Here is a 20,901-nt window from a genome sequence, read left to right as displayed (position 1 = left end):
GGCCTTGTCTCACCGGCAACGACATGAAGCCCGAGACGATGCGGACTGTCGGCGCTTTAAGGGCAAAGCCGTCCGTTGCCGCGGCGAACATAGAGGGGCGCGCCTTCTTCGGTCGCTTCGGCAAGATGTTCGAGTATCGGCACTACGTGCTGCTCGAGATCGCGCGATTGCTGATGGGTCGATCCGAGACGTGGCGTTTCGGGGCCGAGCTCCCATGAGCCGTCCGGCAGCCTGACGAGCAGGCCGGCCCTCCAGCAAAAAGCTCAAGCGGATGATCCGTCCTCTTCACCCGCCCGGTAGCCGACTGCCGCCGGACGCGCTGGGGCCCGATCGCTCGGTCACCCTGCAATGTCACGCGACCGAAGGGCTGCCCGCGACAGTCGTTCGGCGCAATTGTCCGGAGCGGTTTGCTCCAATCCGCCAAAAGGGCAAGGGTGACGCCCTGGGAGCACAAGCGTCTGGAAAGACCAACCACCTATAATTGGACGTGAATCTGGCTTGGCTCTGCGGGCGCTCTCTCCGCCGGCCGGTCCATACCTTCTGATGTCGGTATGGCCACAATGCTTCCGCCTTTGTTAAGGCCGCATCCGTACTCTCCCGGAGACAACCGGGGAGGGAATCATGGCCGGAGCTTGCGCAGGCTGCGCGGACGGGATCGAGCCGCCCTTTGCCTTCAAGATGGCGTTTCAGCCGATCGTCGATGTCGGGGCGCACCGGGTCTGGGGCTACGAGGCGCTGGTGCGCGGGCCCAATGGCGAGGGCGCGCACAGCGTGCTGTCGCAACTCACCGAGGCGCAGCTCTATCGCTTCGATCAGTCGGCGCGGGTGCTGGCGATCGAGACCGCCGGGCGGCTGTTCACCGACCCTTGCGCCCGGCTGTCGATCAACTTCATGCCCAACGCGGTCTACGAGCCGCGCGCCTGCATCCAGAAGTCGCTGGCCGCGGCGAAGCGGGCCAGCTTCCCGGCGCAGAACCTGATGTTCGAGTTCACCGAGAACGAGCGCATGGCGAGCCCCGATCATGTCGAGCGCATCGTCAAGAGCTACAAGGAGCTCGGCTTCTGGACCGCACTGGACGATTTCGGCGCCGGCTATGCCGGTCTCAATCTCTTGGCGCGGTTGCAGCCGAACCTGATCAAGATCGACATGGAGCTGCTGCGCGACATCCATCGCCATCCCGCCAAGCAGGTGATCGTGTCGGGCGTCGCCGCGATCGCGCGGCAGCTTGACATTGCGGTGCTCGCCGAGGGCGTGGAGAACGAGGCGGAGTTCGCGGTGCTGCGCTCCGCCGGCATCAACCTGTTCCAAGGCTATTACTTCGCCAGGCCCGCGCTGATGGCGCTGCCGGAGGTGAGCTGGCTGGCGGAGCCTGCGCGCGACGTGGCGGTGGGCTGACGCGTGCCCATCACATCCAGAAATCCATACGGCTGTAGGTCTGGGATCCGAAATTCTGGTGATGCGAGGGCCGCGGGCGGTCGCCATGCTCCGGCAGTGCAGCCGCGGACCGAGCCGCTCGTGCCTGGCGCGCGGTCATTCCGCAGCAGCTGTCGTTGAGGGCGGCGAAGGCTTCGGCGTTCCGCAGCACCCCCTTCACGTCGGGGCGGCATTCCGAAACAGCGGGGCTGCCCGGACCGGAATGCTTTACAAGCATCGTTGTGCCGCGCGGATGCGTCCTGGTGCCGCCCTCCCTGGAAGTCCCTCGCTCCTCCGAAGATGCCCCCCGTCATCGCCGACCCCTCCATTCTGCGCGTCCTGATCGTGCTCGCCGTCACCCAGCTGATCGCCTGGGGCACGCTCAGCCTGCCGGCGGTGATCGGGCGGGCGATGGCGGCGGATCTGGAGATGGACCTGACGGCGATCTTCGCCAGCACCACCGTGCTGTACATGTCGATGGGGCTGTGCTCGCCGCTGCTGGCGCGGCCGTTCGTCAAGCAGGGCGGCCGCCGCGTCATGATCGCCGGCACCTTGCTGGCGGCGCCTGGTTATGCGCTGCTGTCGGCCGCGCAAGGGCCGCTGTCTTATTATGCGGCGTGGCTGCTGCTCGGCATCGCCGGCAGCGCGACGCTGTCGACCGCCTCCTACATCGTGCTCAACGAGGTCGCGGGCCTGCGCGCGCGCAGCGCCATCGGGGCGCTGATGCTGGTGACGGGGCTGTCGAGCAGCATCTTCTGGCCGGTGACCTCGGCGCTGTCGGGGCTGATCGGCTGGCGCAGCACGTGTCTCGTCTATGCCGGCCTGCTGCTGCTGGTGTCGCTGCCGCTGTTCGTGTTCCTGCTGCCGCGGCGCGTCCATGATCATCTGCCGCCCGCATCTGACGTGACGGCTTCGCCGCCGGCGGCAAAGCCCGCGCGCAGCACGTTCTATCTGCTGGTCGGCGCCTCCGGCCTCAACGCCTTTGTCGCCTTCGGCATGGGCGCCGTGCTGATCGAGCTGCTCAAATCCGAGGGCCTGTCGGCGGCGGAGGCGATCGGCTTCGGCTCGCTGCTGGGCGTGATCCAGATCAGCGCCCGCGCGATCGACTTCATGGGCGGCGGCCGCTGGGACGGCATCACCACCGCCATCGTGGCCGGGCTGGCGCTCCCGGTGGCCATGCTGCTGCTGATGCTGAGCCACGGCTCGCACGCCGCGATCGCCATGTTCATGCTGATCTATGGTCTCGGCACCGGCGCACTCGCCGTGGCGCGCGCGACCATGCCGCTGGTGTTCTACGACAAGGCGGCATTCGCCCGCGCCTCGGCGCAGATCGGTCTGCCGATGAACGTGCTGTCGGCCGTCTCGGCCCCGATCCTGGTCGAGCTCCTAACCCGCTACGGCAGCAACGCGCCGCTCGCGCTGAGCCTGGTGTGCTCCTGTGCTGCCGTGGCCATGCTGTTGCTGCTGCGGCAGCGCCGGCCGTCCGGCGCGACGGCGTCCTCATAGCAGCCGCCCGTCGGGCTCCGCGGGAGCAGGACCTACGCACCGCGCGGCGTCGGGAGGCCGCAACAGGCTGTATCGGCCATGCGCCAAGCAACGAAGTTCATTCGCGAGTTCAAGCCCATCGGCGCGGTCACGCCCCGCTGCATAAATTTTGGGCTTTCGTTTTATCGGAAGTCGTGGTTCTCTCTCGCTGTCCCGCCTCATCGACGAGGGGCGCTGCGCATCGTCAGGAGCGTTGTGGCGGGATGCGATGGACGTGCTGATGCCGACTGACGAGTGGCACCGGCATGGACGGCGAAGTCGCGTGGTCCTGATACCCCGACGCTGGTATCGAGCGAGATGGGCGCAAGCGCATTGTCGCGACACGGTGGCCAACAAGCCCGGTGCACCGAGGAGAGCGCGTATAAGCCTTAACACCGTTGCGCAGGGAAGGCCGGGTCATCTCGGCTGAACCTGTGGTTCCTGCCCCGTGCATTTCTTTCGCACGGGGGCCGCAGGAATCAGCCGATGCCTGGTCTTCCCTGCGCCCTCGATCCGATGAGGGACATTGCTGCACAAAGCTCGGGCGCTGGCGCGTCGCGATGACGTGGAGGCGCGGCCGCCGTGCTGATCCCAACCTGCGGATCGCCGGGATCCGACCGTCGCGGAAATGTCACATGTTAATTTGCAGGACCGTCGAGGAGTCGCACTGGTTGTTGTCTGGCCAAAGCTCGCGCAAAAGGCCCGGTGCTCATTCCAAAGACTAATTAGTTCGCGGCGCGGCTGCGAGCAGGGATAGCAAACAATTAATGTGCGCTTGGTATCGTGCATACAGTCCATGCAAGAGAATCCAGAAAATGCGACACCTGACTGTCTATCAGCGTCTGGCGGCGATCATCGCCGTGATGTCGATCGCACTGTTCGCCGTCTCCGCCATGCAGATCCTGATGCTGCGTGGAACCGTCATCGAGGAGCGGCAGACCATGGTCCGCAACCTCGTGGAAGCAGCCGTCAAGGTGCTCAGCTCCTATGACGCCGCCGCGGCCGCTGGAAAGCTCCCGGCGGATCAGGCGCGTCAGCAGGCCTTCGCCGCGATCGGCGCAATGCGCTGGGGGCCCTACAACGACTATCTCGGCGTGTACGGAACCGGATCCTCGGATGCAGGCGTCACCTATGTCCACGCCAACCCGAAATACATCAACGTCAACCGTTGGGACTTCAAGGATTCCAGCGGCAAGCTGCTGATCCAGGATATCGTCCGTGCCGCGCGCGCCGGCGGCGGCTTCGTCGAATATAAGGTGCCGCGGGCCGGCGGAAGCACCGAGCTGCCGAAGATGTCCTATGTCGGCGCCTATGGCAGCGGCGACAAGATGCTGGCGATCCAGGCTGGCGCCTATGTCGACGACATCGATGCAGTCGTCTATCAGCGCGCGCTGTGGGCCGGCGTCGGCGCCCTCGCAGGGCTGCTCGTGGCCGCGATCGCCGCCTTCATGCTCGGACGCAGCGTCGTGGTTCCGCTGGACCAGACCTGTGCCGTGATGGACGAGCTGACCAAGGGCAATCTGGACTTCGAGGTGCCGTTCACCGACCGCCGCAACGAGATCGGCCGCATGGCGCGCAGCCTGCAGATCTTCAAGGACCATCTCGCCGAGAGCGAGCGCATCAGAGCCGAGCAGGAGGAGTCCAAGCAGCAGGCGGCCGACGAGCGGCGCACGGTGCTGGCGCGGATCGCCGATGAGTTCGAACGCTCGATCGGCGGCGTCATCCAGACCACTGCGAGCGCGGCCGGCGAGTTGCAGACCTCGGCGCAGTCGATGTCGAGCATCGTCTCCGGCACCAGCGACCAGAGCGCGAAGGTGGCCGCGGCCGCGGAGCAGACCGCCAAGAACGTGCAGACGGTGTCGGCCTCGGCCGAGCAGCTGTCGTCGTCGATCCAGGAGATCGCCAAGCAGGTGACGCAGTCGTCCTCGATCGCGCAGAACGCGGTCGGGCAGGCGACGCGGACGGAGGCGATGGTCGACAGGCTGGTCCACGCGTCGCAGAAGATCGGCGAGGTCATGGCGCTGATCCAGACCATCGCGGGCCAGACCAATCTGCTGGCGTTGAACGCCACGATCGAGTCGGCGCGAGCCGGCGAGGCCGGCAAGGGCTTTGCGGTCGTCGCCAACGAGGTCAAGGCGCTGTCGGCCCAGACCGCCAAGGCGACCGAGGAGATCACCAGCCAGATCGAAGCCATCCGCGACGCCACCGGCTCGACGGTCAATGCGATCCGCGAGATCGGGGCGACCATCGGCCAGATGAACGAGATCACCGATGCGATCGCAGCCGCGGTCGAGGAGCAGGGCGCCGCGACCAAGGAAATCGCGCGCAGCGTCCAGCAGGCGGCGCAGGGCACTCAGGGCGTCATGCAGCACATCGTCGGCGTCCGCGAAGCCTCCGGGCAGGTCGGGGCCGCGGCGGCGCAGGTGCTGAGCGCGGCGTCTCAGCTCGGCAGCCAGTCGGATCAGCTCAAGACCCAGACCGGGCGCTTCCTCGGCAACGTCCGCGCGGCGTGAGGCCATCGGGCGGATGGTGATGGCTCACCCTCCGCCGATCTCCGCGAGCCGGTCGAGCAGCGGGACCTGTGCGGAATTGATCCGCGTGCGCGCCTCGGCAAGCTCGAACCACGCGGCGCGGACCACTTCCGGAAAGCGTTGCATGCGGCCGCTGCGCGGCGGCCATTCGAGCTTGAATTCGTTGCTGGCGATGGCATCGGCGTCGAGCTCCGTCTCGGCGGCGAAGGCTTCGACGATCTTGCCGCCGCGCTGCCTGATCTCGCCGAGTGATCGCAGCGGCACGGTCAGCACGGTGCCGAGTTCCTCGGCGAATTCGCGCCGCGCCACCGCCTCGGCCTGCTCGCCTGGACCGAACTCGCCCTTCGGAATCGACCAGGCGCCGAGATCCCTGTTGCGCCAGAACGGCCCGCCCGGATGCACCAGGAGCACCTCGAGTCCACGCGCGGTGCGGCGAAAGGCGAGCACGCCCGCGCTGCGCGCCGGCATGCGGCTACGCCTCGCCGGTGCGCTGGATGAGATCGCGCTCCCAGCCGAACACCGACCGGCCGTCGAGCTCGGGCGAGGCGGCGCGCTCGGTGGCGATGAAGGCGTCGAGCGTCGGACCGGTCGCGCTGCGCTCCAGGCGCCGCGCCTGATCGTCGAGCCGCTTCAGCGCCGACAGCGTCTCGTCACGACCGAGCTTCGCGTTGCCGACGGCCGATTTGAGCACGCGGATGGTCTCGTCATAGACCTTGATCGGCACCGGATAGGGATGACGATCCTTGCCGCCATGCGCCAGCGAGAACCGCGCCGGATCGGTGAAGCGAAACGGCGCGCCGTGGACGACCTCGGCGACCATCGCCAGCGAGCGCACGGTGCGGGCGCCGACGCCCGGCGTCAGCAGCAGCTCGGGGAAGTCGACCGGGCCGCGCTCGGCCGCAGCCGCCAGGGTGCCGTGCAGCCGGCGCGCGAATACGTCCTTCGGGCGGACGTTGTGATGATCCGGCATGACCAGATGCGGCAGCAGACCCTGCGCCGGCTCCGGCGTGCTCAGCCGCTCGAACTCGGTGATGACGCCGTCGGGGCCGAGCTCGGTCAAGAGCTCGAGCTGGGCGTTGCGCGACGGCGCGGCCCGCCGGTCGGTGAGGTTGACGATCTCGCCCTGAGTCGGACCATCGATCGCGCTGTGCGGGGCGTCGACGAAGCTGGCGACATCCCGCGAGTGCCAGTGGTAGCGCCGCGCCTGCCGCGCCTCGCCGTTCATGCCCTGCTGCACGACGGTCCACTTGCCATCGGCGGTGACGAAGAAGCCGTGCAGATAGAGGTCGAAGCCATCCTGCACGGCGGCGCTGTCGACCTTGGCCACCAGCTTGCTGGTGCGTACCAGATCCTCGCCGTCGAGACCAAGCCGGTCGCTGAGCAGGCGCAGCTCGTCGGGCGTCTTGCGCGAATGCTCGCCGCGGCCGCCGCAGACGTAGATTCCGAGCTCGCCCGACAGCGGCTTCAGCCCGCGCTTCAGCGCTCCGATCACGCTGGTGGTGATTCCCGACGAGTGCCAGTCCATCCCCATCACGGCGCCGAACGACTGGAACCAGAACGGATGCGACATGCGCGCGAGGAATTCGTCGCGGCCGTAATGATGCACGATCGCCTGGGTGATGATGGCGCCGAGCGAGGCCATGCGTGTGCCGAGCCAAGCCGGGACGCGCCCGGAATGGAGCGGAAGATCGGCGCTGCCGGTGCGTCGGGCCATCGGAACCTGAAGCAAAAGATATCTCGCGCCAATCTAACAGATGGCGGGCCGATGCGCGAACCATCCGGCGGAGAATGGCGGTCGTGACCTTATTCGGCCTGTCCGAGATAGCCGATCCAGTTCCGGAACAGCGCCTGCGCTGCGCTGCCGGAGGCGAGATCGGTGCGAAGCGTCAGGCCGGGAAGCTCGGCCGCCAGCGTCGGGTCACGCCTGACTTTGGCGCGCGCCTCGAACGCGTTCAGGACCGCTTCGGTCTCGAGGCTGAAATAGGACTTCGGCAGGTGCGGATAATCGTCGCGCTGACCGGCGAGGAAGCGCGCAATGTCGCGCATGTATTCGCGTTGCAGGGACAGCGCGTCATACTCCGGATGGCCCTGGAAGAACACGAAGCGGCTCGGCATCGAGCGCGCGAAGATGTCGACACCGACCTCGTCGGACCGGGTCAGGATGTCGTAGCCGCGCGCCGCCAGCAGCGGCTCGTTGACGGCATTGAGCCGGGAGTGCGGCACCTTGAGCGGCGTCTCGATGCCGTCGGTAAGCCAGTCGTCCCGCACCTTGATGCACTCGTAGACGCCAGAGCATTTGCCGGCGAGACGCTGGCGCTCGATGTCGTCGATATGCAGCACCGCGGCGTGGGCGGCGAGGCAGGACCAGATCGTGCTGCGTGTGTTCGTCCTGGCCCAGTCGACGATGGAGCTGAGATCCGACCAGTATGGCTCCTCGCGCAGTCGCGCCGCGATCGGCTCCGCGCCTGTGACGATCAGTCCATCAATGCCAAGTCCATCGATGCGGTCGATGTCGGTGTAGGCCTGGGCGAGGTGGCTCCTGGCCGCGTGGGAGCGCGGGATCGATGGCAGCGAGAAGCAGTGCAGGCGGAGGCGAACGTGCCGTGGCGCCGATTGCTGCAGCAGGCGGGCGATCTGGACATCCGTCGCCTTCAGCGCGCCGTCCGGCATGTTGTTGACGAGCCCGATCGTGAGCTCGATCGGACGCCGCGCGCGACCGTCGAAATCGGCCGGCGCCAGTGCAGGACTCGTGATCCTGCGATGTCTGTCGAACAGCAGGGTCATGGGCGGACGTCGCTACTCCGCTGCGTCCAGCCGGCGGGGCTGAGGGCAGGCCTGCGCGAGCGCCTGATCGAGATCCGCGATGATGTCGCTGATGTGCTCGATGCCGATCGACAGGCGGATCGTCTCCGGCAGCACGCCGGCCTTGCGCTGGTCGTCGGGCGGCATCTGCCGATGCGTCGTCGAGGCCGGGTGGCAGGCCAGCGACTTGGCGTCGCCGATATTGACCAGCCGCGTGACGAGCTTCAGGGCATCGTAGAACGCCTTGCCGGCCTCCATGCCGCCGTTGATGCCGAACGTGAACAGCGACGAGGCACGGCCGTCGAGATATTTCTGAACGAGCGGATAATAGGGGCTGTCGGCGAAGCCGGCGTAGTTGACCCACGCGACGCGCGGATCGTTGCGGAGGAATTCGGCGACATTGCGGGCATTCTCGACGTGACGCTCCATGCGCAGCGCCACCGTCTCGATGCCCTGCAGCAGCAGGAACGCATTGAACGGCGACAGCACGGCGCCCATCGTGCGCTGGTAGACGCTGCGGGCGCGCTGGATGTAGGCGCTGCGGCCGAAATGCTCGGTGTAGATCATCCCGTGATAGGATGCGTCGGGCTGGGTGAAGGCGGGGAAGCGGTCGGCGTGATCCTTCCAGGGGAAGTTGCCGCTGTCGACCAGCATGCCGCCGAGCGTGGTGCCGTGGCCGCCGAGGAATTTGGTCAGCGAATGGACGGCGATGTCGGCGCCGTAGTCGAACGGCCGCAACAGGATCGGCGTTGCGACGGTGTTGTCGACGATCAGCGGCACGCCGTTGCGATGCGCGACCTTTGCCAGTGCCTCGATGTCGCAGACATTGCCGGCCGGATTGCCGATGGTCTCGGCGAACACGGCCTTGGTGTTCTCGTCGATGAGACGCTCTATCGCATCGGGCTGGTCGCTCTCGGCGAAGCGGCCGGTGATGCCCTGGCGCGGCAGGATGTGACCGAGCAGCGTGTGCGTGGTGCCGTAGAGCTGCGGCACCGAGACGATGTTGCCGCCGCCATCGGCGAGATTGACGAATGCGAAATGCAGCGCGGCCTGGCCGGTGCCGACCGCAAGTCCGCCGACCCCGCCTTCGAGTTCGGCAACGCGCTTCTCGAGCACGGCCGTCGTCGGGTTCGAGATGCGGCTGTAGCGGTAGCCCTCGGCCTCGAGATTGAACAGCGCGGCGCCGTGATCGGCGCTGTCGAATGCATAGGCGGCGGTCTGATAGATCGGAACCGCAACGGCCTTGGTGGTCGCCTCCGGCTCGTAGCCGGCGTGGATTGCAATCGTCTCGTTGCGCATCGGCGATCTCCACGCCTGCATCGTTGGACGATGCAGGCTGCACGTATTCCGCGAGTGGTGCCTTTGTAGGAGCGCAGGCGTAAAGCGGTCCATAATTCGCGACAAGAACGACGAAATAACCCTAACGATGTATGCTGGATAAACCTCGAATTAACCTGGAGCCGCAGCCGCGAGGAGCGATCGAATTTGCTGTCCGATCATTTCGAGAGCGGACTTGGCCTGCGGCAGGAGCGCGCCGAGCGCATGGAAATTATGAACCATGCCGTCGTGACAGACATGGCTGACCGTGACGCCGGCGTCCGCGAGCCGCGCGGCATAGGCGTTGCCTTCGTCGCGCATCGGATCGAACTCCGCCGTGTGGATGACGGCGGGTGGCAATCCCGCGAGATCGGAGCTGCACAACGGCGAAATGAGTGGGGTCCTGACATCGATCCCTTCGGGCACGTAGTCGGCGAGGTCGGCCTCCCACGTCGTCCTGTCGATCAGAAATCCGGCTCCGAATTGCTCGCGCGACGGCCACGGCCGGGAGAAATCGAGCACAGGACAGATCAGGCATTGAAGCACGATTGCGGGAGCCGTCGTGCTCTTGGCCTGTTGGCAGACGGCGGCGGCCAGCGTCGCGCCGGCGGAATCGCCGCCGACAACGATCTGGCTCGCATCGATGCCGAGGGCCGCAGCGTGGCGGGTGATGAAATCAGTTGCCGCGATGGCGTCCTCGACCGCTGCCGGGAATTTATTCTCCGGCGCGAGGCGATAGTCGACCGAGAGCAGCCGGCATCCGCTGGCCGCAGCCAGCGCCGCGGCGACCTTGTCGTGCGTATCGATGCTGCCGGCCGCGAGGCCGCCGCCATGGAAGTAGATGAAGCCGGGGAGGCGGAGGGGCGAGGCGCTGGTGTCCGACGCGGGTGCGTACGAGCGGTAGCGCACTGGGCCCGCGGCGCCTGGAAGGTGACCGTCCTGCGTGATGACCGCCCCGAGATCGTTGCGCGAAAACTGCATCAGCTTCGCGAGCGATTGCCGGCGCTGCTCGGCACCGGGGCGTGCTCGGCTCGGCGCGACCGCGGCGACCATCGAAAGCAGACGCTGGGCGCGCGGGTCGAGCGGCATGACGGGTTCCAGTTAACCAAGCGTCCGCCATTGTGCCCGACAGGCATGAATCGATCATGAGCGGCAGGACGCCACGGGGAAATCCTTAAAATATTCACGCCAGAAGTGCAGACATCATCGATGCCGAACGGGAGTGTCGCCATGACCCACATCGTCAAGCCTGTCAGCTACTCGCAGACCTGGACCTTCTTCGAGGGTGAATGGCGGGAGGGCAATGCGCCGATCATGGGCGTGCGGACGCACGCGACGTGGCTCGCATCGACCGTGTTCGACGGTGCGCGCGCCTTCGAAGGCGTGACGCCCGATCTCGACCGTCACTGCGAGCGCGTCAACCGGTCGGCGAGCAATTTCCGGCTCAAGCCGGTGATCGACGTGGAGACCTGGTTGGGGCTGGCGCGGGAGGGTATCGCCCGGTTCGGCGCGAGGGCCGAGCTCTACATCCGCCCGATGTACTGGGCGCAGCACGGCGCCGGCGGCGGGGTCTTGTTCGATCCCGAAACCACCAATTGGTGCCTGTGCATCTACGAGGCGCCGATGCCGCAGCCCACAGGTAATGCCATCACGCTGTCGCCCTACCGCAGGCCGACCGCAGAATGCGCACCGGTCGACGCCAAGGCTGCCTGTCTCTATCCGAACAATTCGCGCGCGCTGATCGAGGCGGCCTCGCGCGGCTTCAACAACTGCCTGATGCTGGATCTGCTGGGCAACGTCGCCGAGTTCGGCAATGCCAATGTGTTCATGGTCAGGGACGGCGTCGTCTTCACCCCGGTGCCGAACGGCACCTTCCTCAACGGCATCACCCGCCAGCGCGTCATCGAGCTGCTGCGGAGCGACGGCGTCAGCGTGGTCGAGACCACGCTGCGCTACGAGGACTTCCTGTCTGCCGATGAGATCTTCTCATCCGGCAATTTCGCCAAGGTCGCGCCGGTCATTCGTATCGAAGACCGGACATTGCCGATCGGCCCCGTCTTCAGCCGGGCGCGACGGTTGTACTGGGACTATGCCCATGCGGTCAGAGCGGCGGCCTAGGTCAGGCGCCAAAAATGGCAAGCTCGGTGTCGCTGAGATCACCGAGCCGCGCCGGCTGCGGTCCCTTGATATACTTGCGGCCGCGGCGTTCCGTGTAGACCCCGACCAACCCAGCGACCGGTCCATTGGCATCGATCATCACCGACACCCGCCCGCGCCGCATCAGGAAGCGGCCGATCGCTCCGGCGCAGGCAACGTAGTCGGAGATCTCGCGGCAGTATACCAGCTGCATCGCCGGCAATGCGAAACGCCCCTGTCGGGCGCGCACCTGCTGAAAGACCAGGGGAATATCGACCTGCTTCGATCTCACGACGACGCTGAGGCAGCCATAGTTCGCGTGGCGGATCAGCAGGTCCGCTTCGTCGGATGAAATGCCCTCCACGGTGTGCGCGTCCGCCGCGACCAGATCGACTCGCGTGCCTTGGCCGGCCATCGAAAGCACCGGAACCGAAAAGTACAGGCCGCGGCAATAGGAGCGGAAGCCCTGTGCCTCGATGATCGGCCAGGTCTGGGGCGCGGCGCTGATGTTGACGTAGGTGACCTCGGAGCGCCGCTGGGCGATCCTGGTCAGCATCGTCGCATAGTTGCGAAACGGCGGCTCGACATACCAGCTCGACAGGTTGCACCAGATTCGAGGCTGCGAGGCCGTGCCGCGATCGTGATAGACCAGGAGCAGCACGCCGACCGCCGCGCCGTCATGCTCGAGCAGGTAGCCGTAGCGGGGGTAACCTTCAGGGACCGTCCGCGCCGCCTGGCGCTGCAGGCCGCGCGCCCAGTAGTCGCGCGATCGCCGTGGGAAGCCGCGCGTCAGCAGATCGGTGACCGCATCTATATCGGAGTCCCCGATCTCGCGGCATCGGATCAGCGGCTTGAGCGCGGCCATGGTTGTGCCGATCTCCCGTCGAGGCGGGCGCGGTGTCAGCCGACGACGTCCGGCTGACGCTCCAGCTGCAGCGCCTCGCGCACGCGCGACGGCCAGCGCCCGAGGTCGATGCCGTGGGTGTGGAACAGGGCGACGGCGAGGCGGTCCATGCCGAAGGCCACGCAACCGGTGTGGGCCGGTGCGCCGTCGGTATCGGAAATGCCCCAGGTGGTGCCGAAATGCTCGCGGTGATAGTTGAAGCTCATGCAGGCGGTCGGCTGCTCCTCCGAGCGCAGCGGCACCAGCAGCTCGAACTTCAGCGACTGCTGCTTCTGGCTGACGGCCTTGATCTGGCCGACGCGGCCAAAGAACGGATCGCTGGCGTGATCGACGCGGAATGAGAGGCCGAGATCCCGCGCGATCGCCTGCGCCTTCACCATCCAGCGGTCGCGGAATTCCGAGACGTCGTCGGGCGTGCCGATGCAGACATATTCCCGCATCCGGAAGGACTGCAGCCGGTCGAGATGACGCGACGGCTCACGGCGGAAGCAGTCGGCCGCGACGTCGAAGCGCAGGCCGCCGACGGGCAGGGCGCCGCGGCTCGCCGCGATCGGATAGACCGGATAGCAGGCGGCCGGCGACAGCACGAGATCGGCGGGCGACAGCGACGTGGTCCAGTCGCCGCCTCTGTCGAAGCGCGCAACAGCGTCGTGAATGTCGCGCTCGGTGCCATGCAGGCCGCAGACGCAGCCGAGCAGGTTGGGAAAGCTCTTGAGGTAGCCGGATTTCTCCAGCTGTGCACGGCTCATCACCGGCGGGAAGCGCATCACCTCGGTGCCCGGCTCGCGATGCCGGCTGATCAGCGCAGCCAGCCGATCGACCACGCCTTCATACAGCGCGGTGCGGGCATAGACGCCATCGGCGCCCATGCGATGGAACAGGGCGTCGGTGAGGTGATCCAGAGCGTCGGCCGCGTGGGGGGCAATCTCGGGCGACTGCGGGAGAACGGGAATCGTCATTCTGCAAAATCCTGGGTGGAGGCAATGGCTGAGATACGATCATTCGTAGAGTGAGGAGGGCACCGCGCTCATGAGGTTCGCCGTGGCGATGTTGGTGAGAATGCGATCATTGTTGATCATGATGGGCGCCGACAGCACGTCGCGGAGGTGACGGCCGATCGAGAAGTCGCCGTCATTGCGGTAGCCCGACAGGCCGCAGGCGCGCATCGCATGCATCACGGTCTCGACCGCGAGCTCGGACGCCTGCACCTTCAGCAGCGTGATCGAAGACTGGAAGTCGAGCGATGACAGCGCGCGCTCGTCGAACTCGTGGGCGGCGAAGGCGTCCATGTTCGTGACGATCATCGCGCGCAGCCGGGCCAGCGCCATCTTCGCCGCGGTGTAGTGGGCAGCAGCCGGCGGCATCTGTCCGCCGGCGCCGCGTGCCGCCTTGCGCAGGAAGCGCTGCGCCCGTTGCACCGCCGCGGCGGCGATCCCGGCCCAGGCTGACGACCAGCAGAGATGGGCGAACGGCGTCATGGTCTGGCCGTGAATGCGGTCATACGACTCGGCGAACATACGGTCCGACGGACAAGCGACCTTGAGCTCGAAGCCCGTCGAGCAGGTGCCGCGCATGCCGAGCGTTTCCCAGCCCTGGGTGCGCTTGATCGTGTAGTCGTGCTTCGTCAGCGCCAGCAGCACTTGATCCGACGCCGCTGCGCCGTCGGCGCGCCGCGCGATCGTGACGAGACCATCGGCTTCGGCGCCGTAGGAGATCACGGTGGCGTCGCGCAGCAGCGTGATGCCGTTGCCGTCTTGGCCGACCGCCGCAGCGCTGGCGCGGATGTTGCCGCCGTTCTGGCCCTCGGTGGTGGACGAGGCCATCAGCAGCTGCTCGGACGCGATCCGGCGCATCAGGGATTCCATGTAGGGGCTGCCGCGTCCGTGGCGCACGAGGCAGGCGACCTTGGTCTGATGCATGGCAAAGATCATGGCGCTGGACGCGCAGGCGCTGCCGAGTGCATAGCAGACATCGGCAATGTCGTGGATCGACGCGCCGAAGCCGTCGAACTCGACCGGAATCTGCATGCCGAGCAGCTTGTGCTCGCGGGCCGCATCGATCGCCGCCTTGGGGAAGCGGCCGTCCCGGTCGACCTCCTCGGCCTCCGCGGCAGCCAGCGCGGCAACGGCGCTGGTGCGCTGGACAAAGAGCGAGCTGCGATCGAGCAGGAGGCTATCGCTGTCGTCAGCGGTCGGGTTGCGAAGCGCGGTTCCCTGGAGAGTCATGACCGATCAATGCTCCGGATTTTGCCTTGTTGAGAGATCGGCAACGCGCATCCCGTCACGTTGCAGCGATGCCCTGCGCCTTCCCTGGGCTACAACGCAGGGTATGGATTTGATTCAAATACGTCGACGAAATTCAGGGTAAACGCTGTGCAATCGACGGCTGGGGGTTAATTCCTGGTTTTTTTGAGTGCGAGAATCCTCACCACCGCGTTAGCGTTAAAGCAGATTCATTCTGGCAGCAGGGTCTGGACGTAACGCTTTCGGGGGCAGACGTGCGTTATGTCAGGCCGACGATCTGCGGCGAGGTCGCAGGTCCTCGCGCGTTGTAAAAAACAGAGAGTGAGCATGCCAAGCTTCGAAGCCGATGTGAGCAGCCGGATCGTCACGCTGGTGCGCGACATCCTCGCGCAGAATGCGATATCCGCCGACGTGGCGGCCGATGCGAAGCTGGTGGATGTCGGGTTGACCTCGATGGACATGGTCAACCTGATGCTGGGGATCGAAGCGGAGTTCGACTTCACCATTCCGCAGGAGCTGATCACGCCGGAAAATTTCCAGTCGGTCGCGACACTGGTGCGTCTGGTGAGCGGTCATCTGGCGGCGGCCAAGGCGGCCTGATCCGAAGGCAACGCGGGGCAGTCTTTCGGCCGGCTGTTTTCAATCCGGCGCAAAGCTGGCATTCTCGTCTCCCTTGGAGATGGGGACGTCATGACGAAGGCTGTGCTTGGCATTATCGGCGGCTCGGGCATCTATGATCTGCCAGGATTGGAGGATGCCCGCGAAGAGGCGATCGCGAGCCCCTGGGGTGAGCCGTCGGCGCCGCTGCGCCGCGGAACCATTGCCGGCCTGCCGATCGTGTTCCTGCCGCGCCACGACAAGGGACACCGGCTGTCGCCGTCGGACATCAACTACCGCGCCAACATCGATGTGCTGAAGCGCGCCGGGGTCACCGATCTGGTGTCGCTGTCGGCCTGCGGCTCGTTCAAGGAGGAGCTGCCGCCGGGCACGTTCGTGCTTGTGGACCAGTTCGTCGATCGCACCTACAAGCGCGAGAGCTCGTTCTTCGGCAAGGGATGCGTCGCGCATGTGTCGATGGCCCATCCGGTATCGCCGCGGCTGCGCATCCATCTGGCTGCGGCGGCCGAGGCAGAGGACATCGCGATCGCCCGCGGCGGCACCTATGTCTGCATGGAGGGACCGCAATTCTCCACCTACGCGGAGAGCATGACCTACAAGAGCGCAGGCTATTCGGTGATCGGCATGACCAACATGCCCGAGGCCAAGCTCGCCCGCGAGGCCGAGATCTGCTACGCGACCGTCGCCATGGTGACCGACTTCGATTGCTGGCATCCGGACCATGACGCGGTCACGGTGCAGGACATCATTCGCGTGCTCACCACCAATGCCGACAAGGCGAAGGCGCTCGTGGCGCGTCTCGCCCGCGAATTTCCGCGCGAGCACGAGCCGTGTCCGATCGGCTCCGACCGTGCGCTCGATACCGCCTTGATCACCGCGCCCGAGGCGCGCGATCCCGAGCTCCTGAAAAAGCTCGACGCGGTCGCCGGACGCATCCTGCGCGGCTGAGGGAAGGGCGGACATGAAGGTCGACGGTAAGCACTATCGCAGCATCTGGCTCGATGCGGACGGCTGGTCGGTCTGTGCGATCGATCAGCGGCGTCTGCCGCACGAGTTCGTCCTGGCCAAGATCACCACCTGCGAGGAGGCAGCGGATGCGATCCGCAACATGCTGGTCCGCGGCGCGCCCCTCATCGGCGCCACGGCTGCGTTCGGCATGGCGCTGGCGATGCGCGACGACCGCTCCGATTCCGGCATCGACCGCGCCTATGCAATGCTGATCGCGACGCGGCCGACCGCGATCAACCTGAAATGGGCGCTCGATACGATGAGCGCGATGCTGCGTCGTCTGGCGCCGTCGGAGCGGCGCGATGCGGCCTATGCGCGCGCCGTGGACATCGCCGGCGAGGACGTCACCATCAATCAGGGCATTGCCGCGCATGGCCTCGCGTTGATCGAAGCGGCGGCGGCGCATAAGAAGCCGGGCGAGGCGGTCAACGTGCTCACGCATTGCAACGCGGGCTGGCTTGCGACCGTCGACTGGGGGACCGCGACGGCGCCGATTTATCTGGCGCATGATCGCGGCATTCCGATCCATGTCTGGGTCGACGAAACTCGGCCGCGCAACCAGGGTGCCTCGCTCACCGCCTGGGAGCTCGGGCATCACGGCGTGTCGCACACCGTCATTCCGGACAACACCGGCGGTCATCTGATGCAGCACGGCATGGTCGATCTCGCCATCGTCGGCACGGATCGCGTCGCCGCCAATGGCGACGTCTGCAACAAGATCGGGACCTATCTGAAGGCGCTGGCGGCGCACGACAACGGCGTGCCGTTCTACGTCGCGCTGCCGTCGCCGACCATCGACTTCGCCGTCGCCGACGGGCGGCAGATTCCGATCGAGCAGCGTAGCGCGCAGGAGGTCACGGAGATGACGGGCCGCACCGCCGATGGCCGCATCGAGACCGTGCGCGTCGTGCCGCCGGGATCGCCCGTGGCGAACTATGGATTCGACGTCACGCCGGCGCGGCTGGTGAGCGGACTGATTACCGAACGCGGCGTGCTACAGGCCGATGGTGCGGCATTGTTGGCCGCGTTTCCCGAGCGGGCGAAACAGACCAACTATTAGCCGTTATCGCGAAGCCCGCGTCACGACAGTCAGCGCAAGGCAAGCCCGGTCGCTGCTTCCAACTCGGCAATCGCCTGCGATGCGCTGACCACCTTGATCGTGGTCATGCCCAGCTCGCGAGCGGGCTTCAGGTTGACGCCGAGATCGTCGAGATAGACGCAGTCCGCGGGGCTGACGCCGAGCGCGTCCGTCATCATCCGATAGATCCGCGGATCGGGCTTGCGCAGGCCGATCTTGGCCGATTCGATCACGTGATCGAACAGGGCCATCACCTCTGCGACGTAGAACGAGCGTCCGCCCTGGCTGCCGATCGCGTTGGCCGGCAGGTTGTTGGTGATGCAGCCGGTCTTGCACTCCGACTTGATGCGGCGCAGCGCCTCCACCATGTCGGGGCGGAGATCGCCGGCGAGCAGCGGCAGCACTTCGCGGCCGCTGACCGCGGCGCCGGCGAGCGCCAGCGACTCCTGCGCGAACAGACGGTCGAACGTATCGAGGTCGATCTCGGCGCGCTCGAACTTCGCCCAGGCGTTCTCGAGATGGTTGGCGGCATTGGTGTTGCGGATGATGTCGACGGGGTAGCCGCGCTCCCGCTCGAACCGCGCGAACGCCTCGAACGGCGAAGTGGTCATCACGCCCCCGAAGTCAAAGATCACCGCCTCGACCATCACTGCCCCGTCCTTCGCTCGATACCCTCGATGATCGCTAACACGGGACGCCGCACTTGGCGATATCGCCGGCAACCGCTATTGCTGCGGCAATGAAGCTTCCCGCGATCACCGCCGCCCTGTTGCTGCTTTCGTCGCCGGCCCTTGCCATCGTCGGCAACGCGCCCGCGCTGAATGACGGCATCGGGCGCTCGGTGGTCACCATCGTCGGCTCGCGCGGCAATTTCTGCAGCGGTGCGTTGATCGCCCCGAGGCTGGTGCTGACCGCCGGACACTGCGTGCAGCCGGGCGTCGATTACCGCATCGTGGAATACGATCGCGGACGAAAGCCCGTGCTGAAGACGGTCCGGCGCGTGGCCGTGCATCCGGGTTTCAGCGTCCAATCGATCCAGGCCCATCGCGCCACGGCCGATGTCGCGCTGTTGGAGTTGGAGGCGCCGGCGACGGAGCGCGTTCCTGCTCCGCTCGGGGTGCCGCAGCCGCCATTGGCGGCCGGCAACGCCTTCACCGTCGCCGGCATCGGTGTCGCGCTGCCGGGTGACGGCAAGAGCGGCGGCGTGGTGCGCGCCGCGTCGCTGGTCGCGACGGGCAAGCCAGGAACTTTGCAGATCCGGCTGGTCGATCCCATGACGCAAGGTGCCAAGCCGGGACTCGGCGGCTGCACCGGCGATTCCGGCGGGCCCGCCTTCGAGACGCAGGCGCAAGCGCAAGCCCAAGTGCAGGTGTTGATCGGTGTCATCTCATGGTCGACCGGGCCCAATCTGGCGGACGGCTGCGGCGGAATGACCGGAGTTACGCCGCTCACCCTGTACCGCGGCTGGGTCGTGCAGACCGCACGGCAATGGGGCATGCCGCTCGGCGGAAATTGAGATCGTTCAGGGCCGGGTTGTGGCCGCGCGTCGCGGGTTGACCATCCTCGTGTTCGGGTTCAGCCTGTCGGGCGAGGAAACGACAAATCAAAAGCCCAAGGACTCCCATGAACGTCATCGCGCCCATCCGGGAGGCCGCGTCCTCTCACGCGACCGAACATTTCGACGTGCTCATCGTTGGTGCCGGCATCTCCGGCATCGGCAGCGCCTATCAGTTGACGAAGCAGTTGCCGGACACGCGCTTCGTCATCCTGGAGAGCCAGGAGAGCTTCGGCGGCACATGGCGCACGCATCGCTATCCCGGCATCCGCTCGGACAGCGACCTGCACACCTTCGGCTACAGCTTCAAGCCGTGGGTCGGGCCGCCGATCGCGACCGCCGACGAGATTCTCAAATACATGGGCGACGTGATCGAGGAGAACGATCTCGGCCGTCACATCCGTTATGGCCATCGCATCCTCTCTGCGAGTTGGTCGAGCGTGACCAATCTCTGGACCGTTCATGCCGTCAAGGGCAGGGCGGAGGAGCCGGTGACGATCACGGCGAACTTTCTCTGGATGTGCCAGGGCTATTATCGCCACTCGAAAGGCTACACGCCCGAGTGGCGGGACATGGCGACCTTCAAGGGCCGTATCGTGCACCCGCAAGTGTGGCCTGAGGATCTCGATCTCACTGGCAAGCAGGTCGTCGTCATCGGCTCCGGTGCGACCGCGGCCACGATCCTGCCGTCGATCGCCGGCAAATGCGCGCATGTCACGATGCTGCAGCGCTCGCCGACCTACTTCCGGATCGGCCGCAACGCCATCGAACTCGCCGAGGAGCTGCGCCGGCTGCAGGTCAAGGAAGAATGGATTCACGAGATCGTCCGGCGCAAGATCCTGTTCGAGCAGGACTGGTTCACCAAGCGTTGCTTGACGGAGCCGGAGCAGGTCAAGAAGGAGTTGATCGGTCAGATCAGCGCCATCATCGGCCCCGAACAGGCGGCCAGGCATTTCACCCCGAGCTATCGCCCGTGGCGGCAGCGCATTGCCTTCGTGCCTGATGCCGATCTGTTCGAGGGCATCAAGAGCGGCAAGGCCTCCGTCGTCACCGACGAGATCGAGCGCTTCACGGAAGCCGGCATCAAGCTGAAGTCGGGCGATGAGCTCAAGGCCGACATCATCATCACCGCCACCGGATTCGACCTCTGCGTGCTCGGCGACATCGCGTTCTCGATCGACGGCAAGGCGCTCGACTTCGCCGAGACCGTGACCTATCGGGGCATGATGTTCTCGGGCGTGCCGAATCTCGCCTGGGTGTTCGGCTATTTCCGCGCCAGCTGGACATTGCGCACGGATCTGGTCGCGGAGTTCGTCTGCCGGCTGCTCGCGCACATGAAGGCGAAGGGCGTGCAGAAGGTGATGCCGGCGCTGCGTCCGGAAGATCACAACATGCCGTTGCTGCCCTGGATCGATCCGGAGAATTTCAATCCCGGCTACATGATGCGCAACATGCATCTCCTGCCGAAGCGCGGCGACAAGCCGGAATGGCAACACAGCCAGGATTACTGGAGCGAGAAGGACGAGATTCCTGCGATCGATCTCGATGATCCGGCGTTTGTTTATGGGTGAGTGCTGACGGCGGCCGGCCGAGCCGCTGCTCCAAAGACGGTGTCATCCCCGCGAAGGCGGGGATCCATGACCACAGGCGGACGTGTTGGGCACAAGGCTCAACGTGCGGCCCGCCTCGAGAGGGATCACGCGGTATGGGTCCCGGGTCGGCGCCCACTGCCGCTTTGCGTCAGTGGGCTTGCCCGGGACGACAGCTCGGTC

19 protein-coding genes are annotated in these 20,901 nt (G+C 66.2%); 10 read left to right on the top strand and 9 right to left on the bottom strand.

All coding sequences use genetic code 11. The annotated features are described in order from the left end of the window. Positions 1-23 precede the first annotated feature (23 nt). The 4 genes from QXZ94_RS24625 (at position 24) to QXZ94_RS24610 (ending at position 5,450) form a co-directional block, all read left to right on the top strand. On the top strand, positions 24-218 hold the full coding sequence (locus tag QXZ94_RS24625) for a hypothetical protein (protein WP_315722721.1): 195 nt from the start codon (positions 24-26) through the stop codon (positions 216-218). A 403-nt stretch (positions 219-621) separates the two neighbouring features. After that, positions 622-1,395, top strand: coding sequence for an EAL domain-containing protein (locus QXZ94_RS24620; protein ID WP_315722719.1), 774 nt, complete (start codon positions 622-624; stop codon positions 1,393-1,395). A 318-nt stretch (positions 1,396-1,713) separates the two neighbouring features. Then, positions 1,714-2,919, top strand: a complete 1,206-nt coding sequence (locus QXZ94_RS24615) for an MFS transporter (RefSeq protein ID WP_315722717.1) — start codon at positions 1,714-1,716, stop codon at positions 2,917-2,919. Between the two features lie 833 nt (positions 2,920-3,752). Then, complete coding sequence (locus tag QXZ94_RS24610; protein ID WP_315722715.1) at positions 3,753-5,450, top strand: methyl-accepting chemotaxis protein; 1,698 nt, start codon at positions 3,753-3,755, stop codon at positions 5,448-5,450. Positions 5,451-5,474: 24 nt separating this feature from the next. Here the strand turns inward: QXZ94_RS24610 and QXZ94_RS24605 are convergent, their stop codons facing one another. The 5 genes from QXZ94_RS24605 to QXZ94_RS24585 form a co-directional block, all read right to left on the bottom strand. Beyond that, positions 5,475-5,936 carry an NUDIX domain-containing protein gene (locus QXZ94_RS24605; protein WP_315722713.1) on the bottom strand — a complete coding sequence of 154 codons (462 nt, stop codon included), beginning with the start codon at positions 5,934-5,936 and terminating at the stop codon, positions 5,475-5,477. A gap of 4 nt (positions 5,937-5,940) precedes the next feature. Then, a complete protein-coding gene (locus QXZ94_RS24600; protein WP_315722711.1) occupies positions 5,941-7,182 on the bottom strand; it encodes a DUF763 domain-containing protein in 1,242 nt (413 codons plus the stop codon). Positions 7,183-7,271: 89 nt separating this feature from the next. Beyond that, entirely contained in the window at positions 7,272-8,252 is a 981-nt protein-coding gene (locus QXZ94_RS24595; RefSeq protein ID WP_315722708.1) for a homoserine O-succinyltransferase, read from the bottom strand. Between the two features lie 12 nt (positions 8,253-8,264). Then, the gene (locus QXZ94_RS24590) at positions 8,265-9,569 is read right to left on the bottom strand and encodes an O-acetylhomoserine aminocarboxypropyltransferase/cysteine synthase family protein (RefSeq protein WP_315722707.1); all 1,305 of its coding nucleotides are present in this window, start codon (positions 9,567-9,569) and stop codon (positions 8,265-8,267) included. 150 nt (positions 9,570-9,719) lie between these two features. Next, on the bottom strand, positions 9,720-10,676 hold the full coding sequence (locus tag QXZ94_RS24585; RefSeq protein WP_315722705.1) for an alpha/beta hydrolase: 957 nt from the start codon (positions 10,674-10,676) through the stop codon (positions 9,720-9,722). 141 nt (positions 10,677-10,817) lie between these two features. Between QXZ94_RS24585 and QXZ94_RS24580 the strand changes: the two genes are divergently transcribed. Continuing rightward, positions 10,818-11,705: a branched-chain amino acid aminotransferase gene (locus tag QXZ94_RS24580; protein ID WP_315722703.1), complete on the top strand. Its 888-nt coding sequence runs from the start codon at positions 10,818-10,820 to the stop codon at positions 11,703-11,705. A gap of 1 nt (position 11,706) precedes the next feature. Here QXZ94_RS24580 and QXZ94_RS24575 read toward each other — a convergent pair whose 3' ends face one another. Genes QXZ94_RS24575 through QXZ94_RS24565 form a run of 3 tightly spaced genes read right to left on the bottom strand, consistent with a single transcriptional unit; the run spans position 11,707 to position 14,852 of the window. Then, complete coding sequence (locus QXZ94_RS24575) at positions 11,707-12,588, bottom strand: acyl-CoA acyltransferase (protein ID WP_315722701.1); 882 nt, start codon at positions 12,586-12,588, stop codon at positions 11,707-11,709. 35 nt (positions 12,589-12,623) lie between these two features. Beyond that, complete coding sequence (locus tag QXZ94_RS24570; RefSeq protein WP_315722699.1) at positions 12,624-13,586, bottom strand: amino acid--[acyl-carrier-protein] ligase; 963 nt, start codon at positions 13,584-13,586, stop codon at positions 12,624-12,626. Between the two features lie 39 nt (positions 13,587-13,625). After that, on the bottom strand, positions 13,626-14,852 hold the full coding sequence (locus QXZ94_RS24565; protein WP_315722697.1) for an acyl-CoA dehydrogenase family protein: 1,227 nt from the start codon (positions 14,850-14,852) through the stop codon (positions 13,626-13,628). 345 nt (positions 14,853-15,197) lie between these two features. On the opposite strand from QXZ94_RS24565, the gene QXZ94_RS24560 reads away from it, so the two are divergent. The 3 genes from QXZ94_RS24560 (at position 15,198) to mtnA (ending at position 17,556) form a co-directional block, all read left to right on the top strand. Continuing rightward, positions 15,198-15,470, top strand: coding sequence for a phosphopantetheine-binding protein (locus QXZ94_RS24560; protein ID WP_172110394.1), 273 nt, complete (start codon positions 15,198-15,200; stop codon positions 15,468-15,470). A 90-nt stretch (positions 15,471-15,560) separates the two neighbouring features. Further along, on the top strand, positions 15,561-16,436 hold the full coding sequence (locus tag QXZ94_RS24555; RefSeq protein ID WP_315722695.1) for an S-methyl-5'-thioadenosine phosphorylase: 876 nt from the start codon (positions 15,561-15,563) through the stop codon (positions 16,434-16,436). Between the two features lie 13 nt (positions 16,437-16,449). After that, positions 16,450-17,556: an S-methyl-5-thioribose-1-phosphate isomerase gene (gene mtnA, locus QXZ94_RS24550; RefSeq protein WP_315722693.1), complete on the top strand. Its 1,107-nt coding sequence runs from the start codon at positions 16,450-16,452 to the stop codon at positions 17,554-17,556. A 29-nt stretch (positions 17,557-17,585) separates the two neighbouring features. Here the strand turns inward: mtnA and QXZ94_RS24545 are convergent, their stop codons facing one another. Then, positions 17,586-18,224, bottom strand: a complete 639-nt coding sequence (locus QXZ94_RS24545) for an HAD-IA family hydrolase (RefSeq protein ID WP_315722691.1) — start codon at positions 18,222-18,224, stop codon at positions 17,586-17,588. Between the two features lie 89 nt (positions 18,225-18,313). Between QXZ94_RS24545 and QXZ94_RS24540 the strand changes: the two genes are divergently transcribed. Together QXZ94_RS24540 and QXZ94_RS24535 are read left to right on the top strand one after the other, a co-directional pair. Beyond that, positions 18,314-19,090 (top strand): S1 family peptidase, encoded by a 777-nt coding sequence (locus QXZ94_RS24540; RefSeq protein WP_315722689.1) that lies wholly within the window; start codon positions 18,314-18,316, stop codon positions 19,088-19,090. A gap of 107 nt (positions 19,091-19,197) precedes the next feature. Next, complete coding sequence (locus QXZ94_RS24535; RefSeq protein ID WP_315722687.1) at positions 19,198-20,700, top strand: NAD(P)/FAD-dependent oxidoreductase; 1,503 nt, start codon at positions 19,198-19,200, stop codon at positions 20,698-20,700. Positions 20,701-20,901: the final 201 nt, after the last annotated feature.

This window comes from Bradyrhizobium sp. SZCCHNS2022 (assembly GCF_032377575.1).
In the GTDB taxonomy this organism is placed as follows: Bacteria; Pseudomonadota; Alphaproteobacteria; order Rhizobiales; family Xanthobacteraceae; genus Bradyrhizobium; species Bradyrhizobium aeschynomenes.
The sequence above is the reverse complement of the archived record's forward strand: the minus strand, read 5'-3'. Positions and strand labels throughout refer to the sequence as shown.

Coding starts and splice junctions, on each gene's coding strand:
- QXZ94_RS24625 (WP_315722721.1), top strand. CDS start 24: ATGAAGCCCGAGACGATGCGGACTGTCGGCGCTTTAAGGGCAAAGCCG.
- QXZ94_RS24620 (WP_315722719.1), top strand. CDS start 622: ATGGCCGGAGCTTGCGCAGGCTGCGCGGACGGGATCGAGCCGCCCTTT.
- QXZ94_RS24615 (WP_315722717.1), top strand. CDS start 1,714: ATGCCCCCCGTCATCGCCGACCCCTCCATTCTGCGCGTCCTGATCGTG.
- QXZ94_RS24610 (WP_315722715.1), top strand. CDS start 3,753: ATGCGACACCTGACTGTCTATCAGCGTCTGGCGGCGATCATCGCCGTG.
- QXZ94_RS24605 (WP_315722713.1), bottom strand. CDS start 5,936: ATGCCGGCGCGCAGCGCGGGCGTGCTCGCCTTTCGCCGCACCGCGCGT.
- QXZ94_RS24600 (WP_315722711.1), bottom strand. CDS start 7,182: ATGGCCCGACGCACCGGCAGCGCCGATCTTCCGCTCCATTCCGGGCGC.
- QXZ94_RS24595 (WP_315722708.1), bottom strand. CDS start 8,252: ATGACCCTGCTGTTCGACAGACATCGCAGGATCACGAGTCCTGCACTG.
- QXZ94_RS24590 (WP_315722707.1), bottom strand. CDS start 9,569: ATGCGCAACGAGACGATTGCAATCCACGCCGGCTACGAGCCGGAGGCG.
- QXZ94_RS24585 (WP_315722705.1), bottom strand. CDS start 10,676: ATGCCGCTCGACCCGCGCGCCCAGCGTCTGCTTTCGATGGTCGCCGCG.
- QXZ94_RS24580 (WP_315722703.1), top strand. CDS start 10,818: ATGACCCACATCGTCAAGCCTGTCAGCTACTCGCAGACCTGGACCTTC.
- QXZ94_RS24575 (WP_315722701.1), bottom strand. CDS start 12,588: ATGGCCGCGCTCAAGCCGCTGATCCGATGCCGCGAGATCGGGGACTCC.
- QXZ94_RS24570 (WP_315722699.1), bottom strand. CDS start 13,586: ATGACGATTCCCGTTCTCCCGCAGTCGCCCGAGATTGCCCCCCACGCG.
- QXZ94_RS24565 (WP_315722697.1), bottom strand. CDS start 14,852: ATGACTCTCCAGGGAACCGCGCTTCGCAACCCGACCGCTGACGACAGC.
- QXZ94_RS24560 (WP_172110394.1), top strand. CDS start 15,198: ATGCCAAGCTTCGAAGCCGATGTGAGCAGCCGGATCGTCACGCTGGTG.
- QXZ94_RS24555 (WP_315722695.1), top strand. CDS start 15,561: ATGACGAAGGCTGTGCTTGGCATTATCGGCGGCTCGGGCATCTATGAT.
- mtnA (WP_315722693.1), top strand. CDS start 16,450: ATGAAGGTCGACGGTAAGCACTATCGCAGCATCTGGCTCGATGCGGAC.
- QXZ94_RS24540 (WP_315722689.1), top strand. CDS start 18,314: ATGAAGCTTCCCGCGATCACCGCCGCCCTGTTGCTGCTTTCGTCGCCG.
- QXZ94_RS24535 (WP_315722687.1), top strand. CDS start 19,198: ATGAACGTCATCGCGCCCATCCGGGAGGCCGCGTCCTCTCACGCGACC.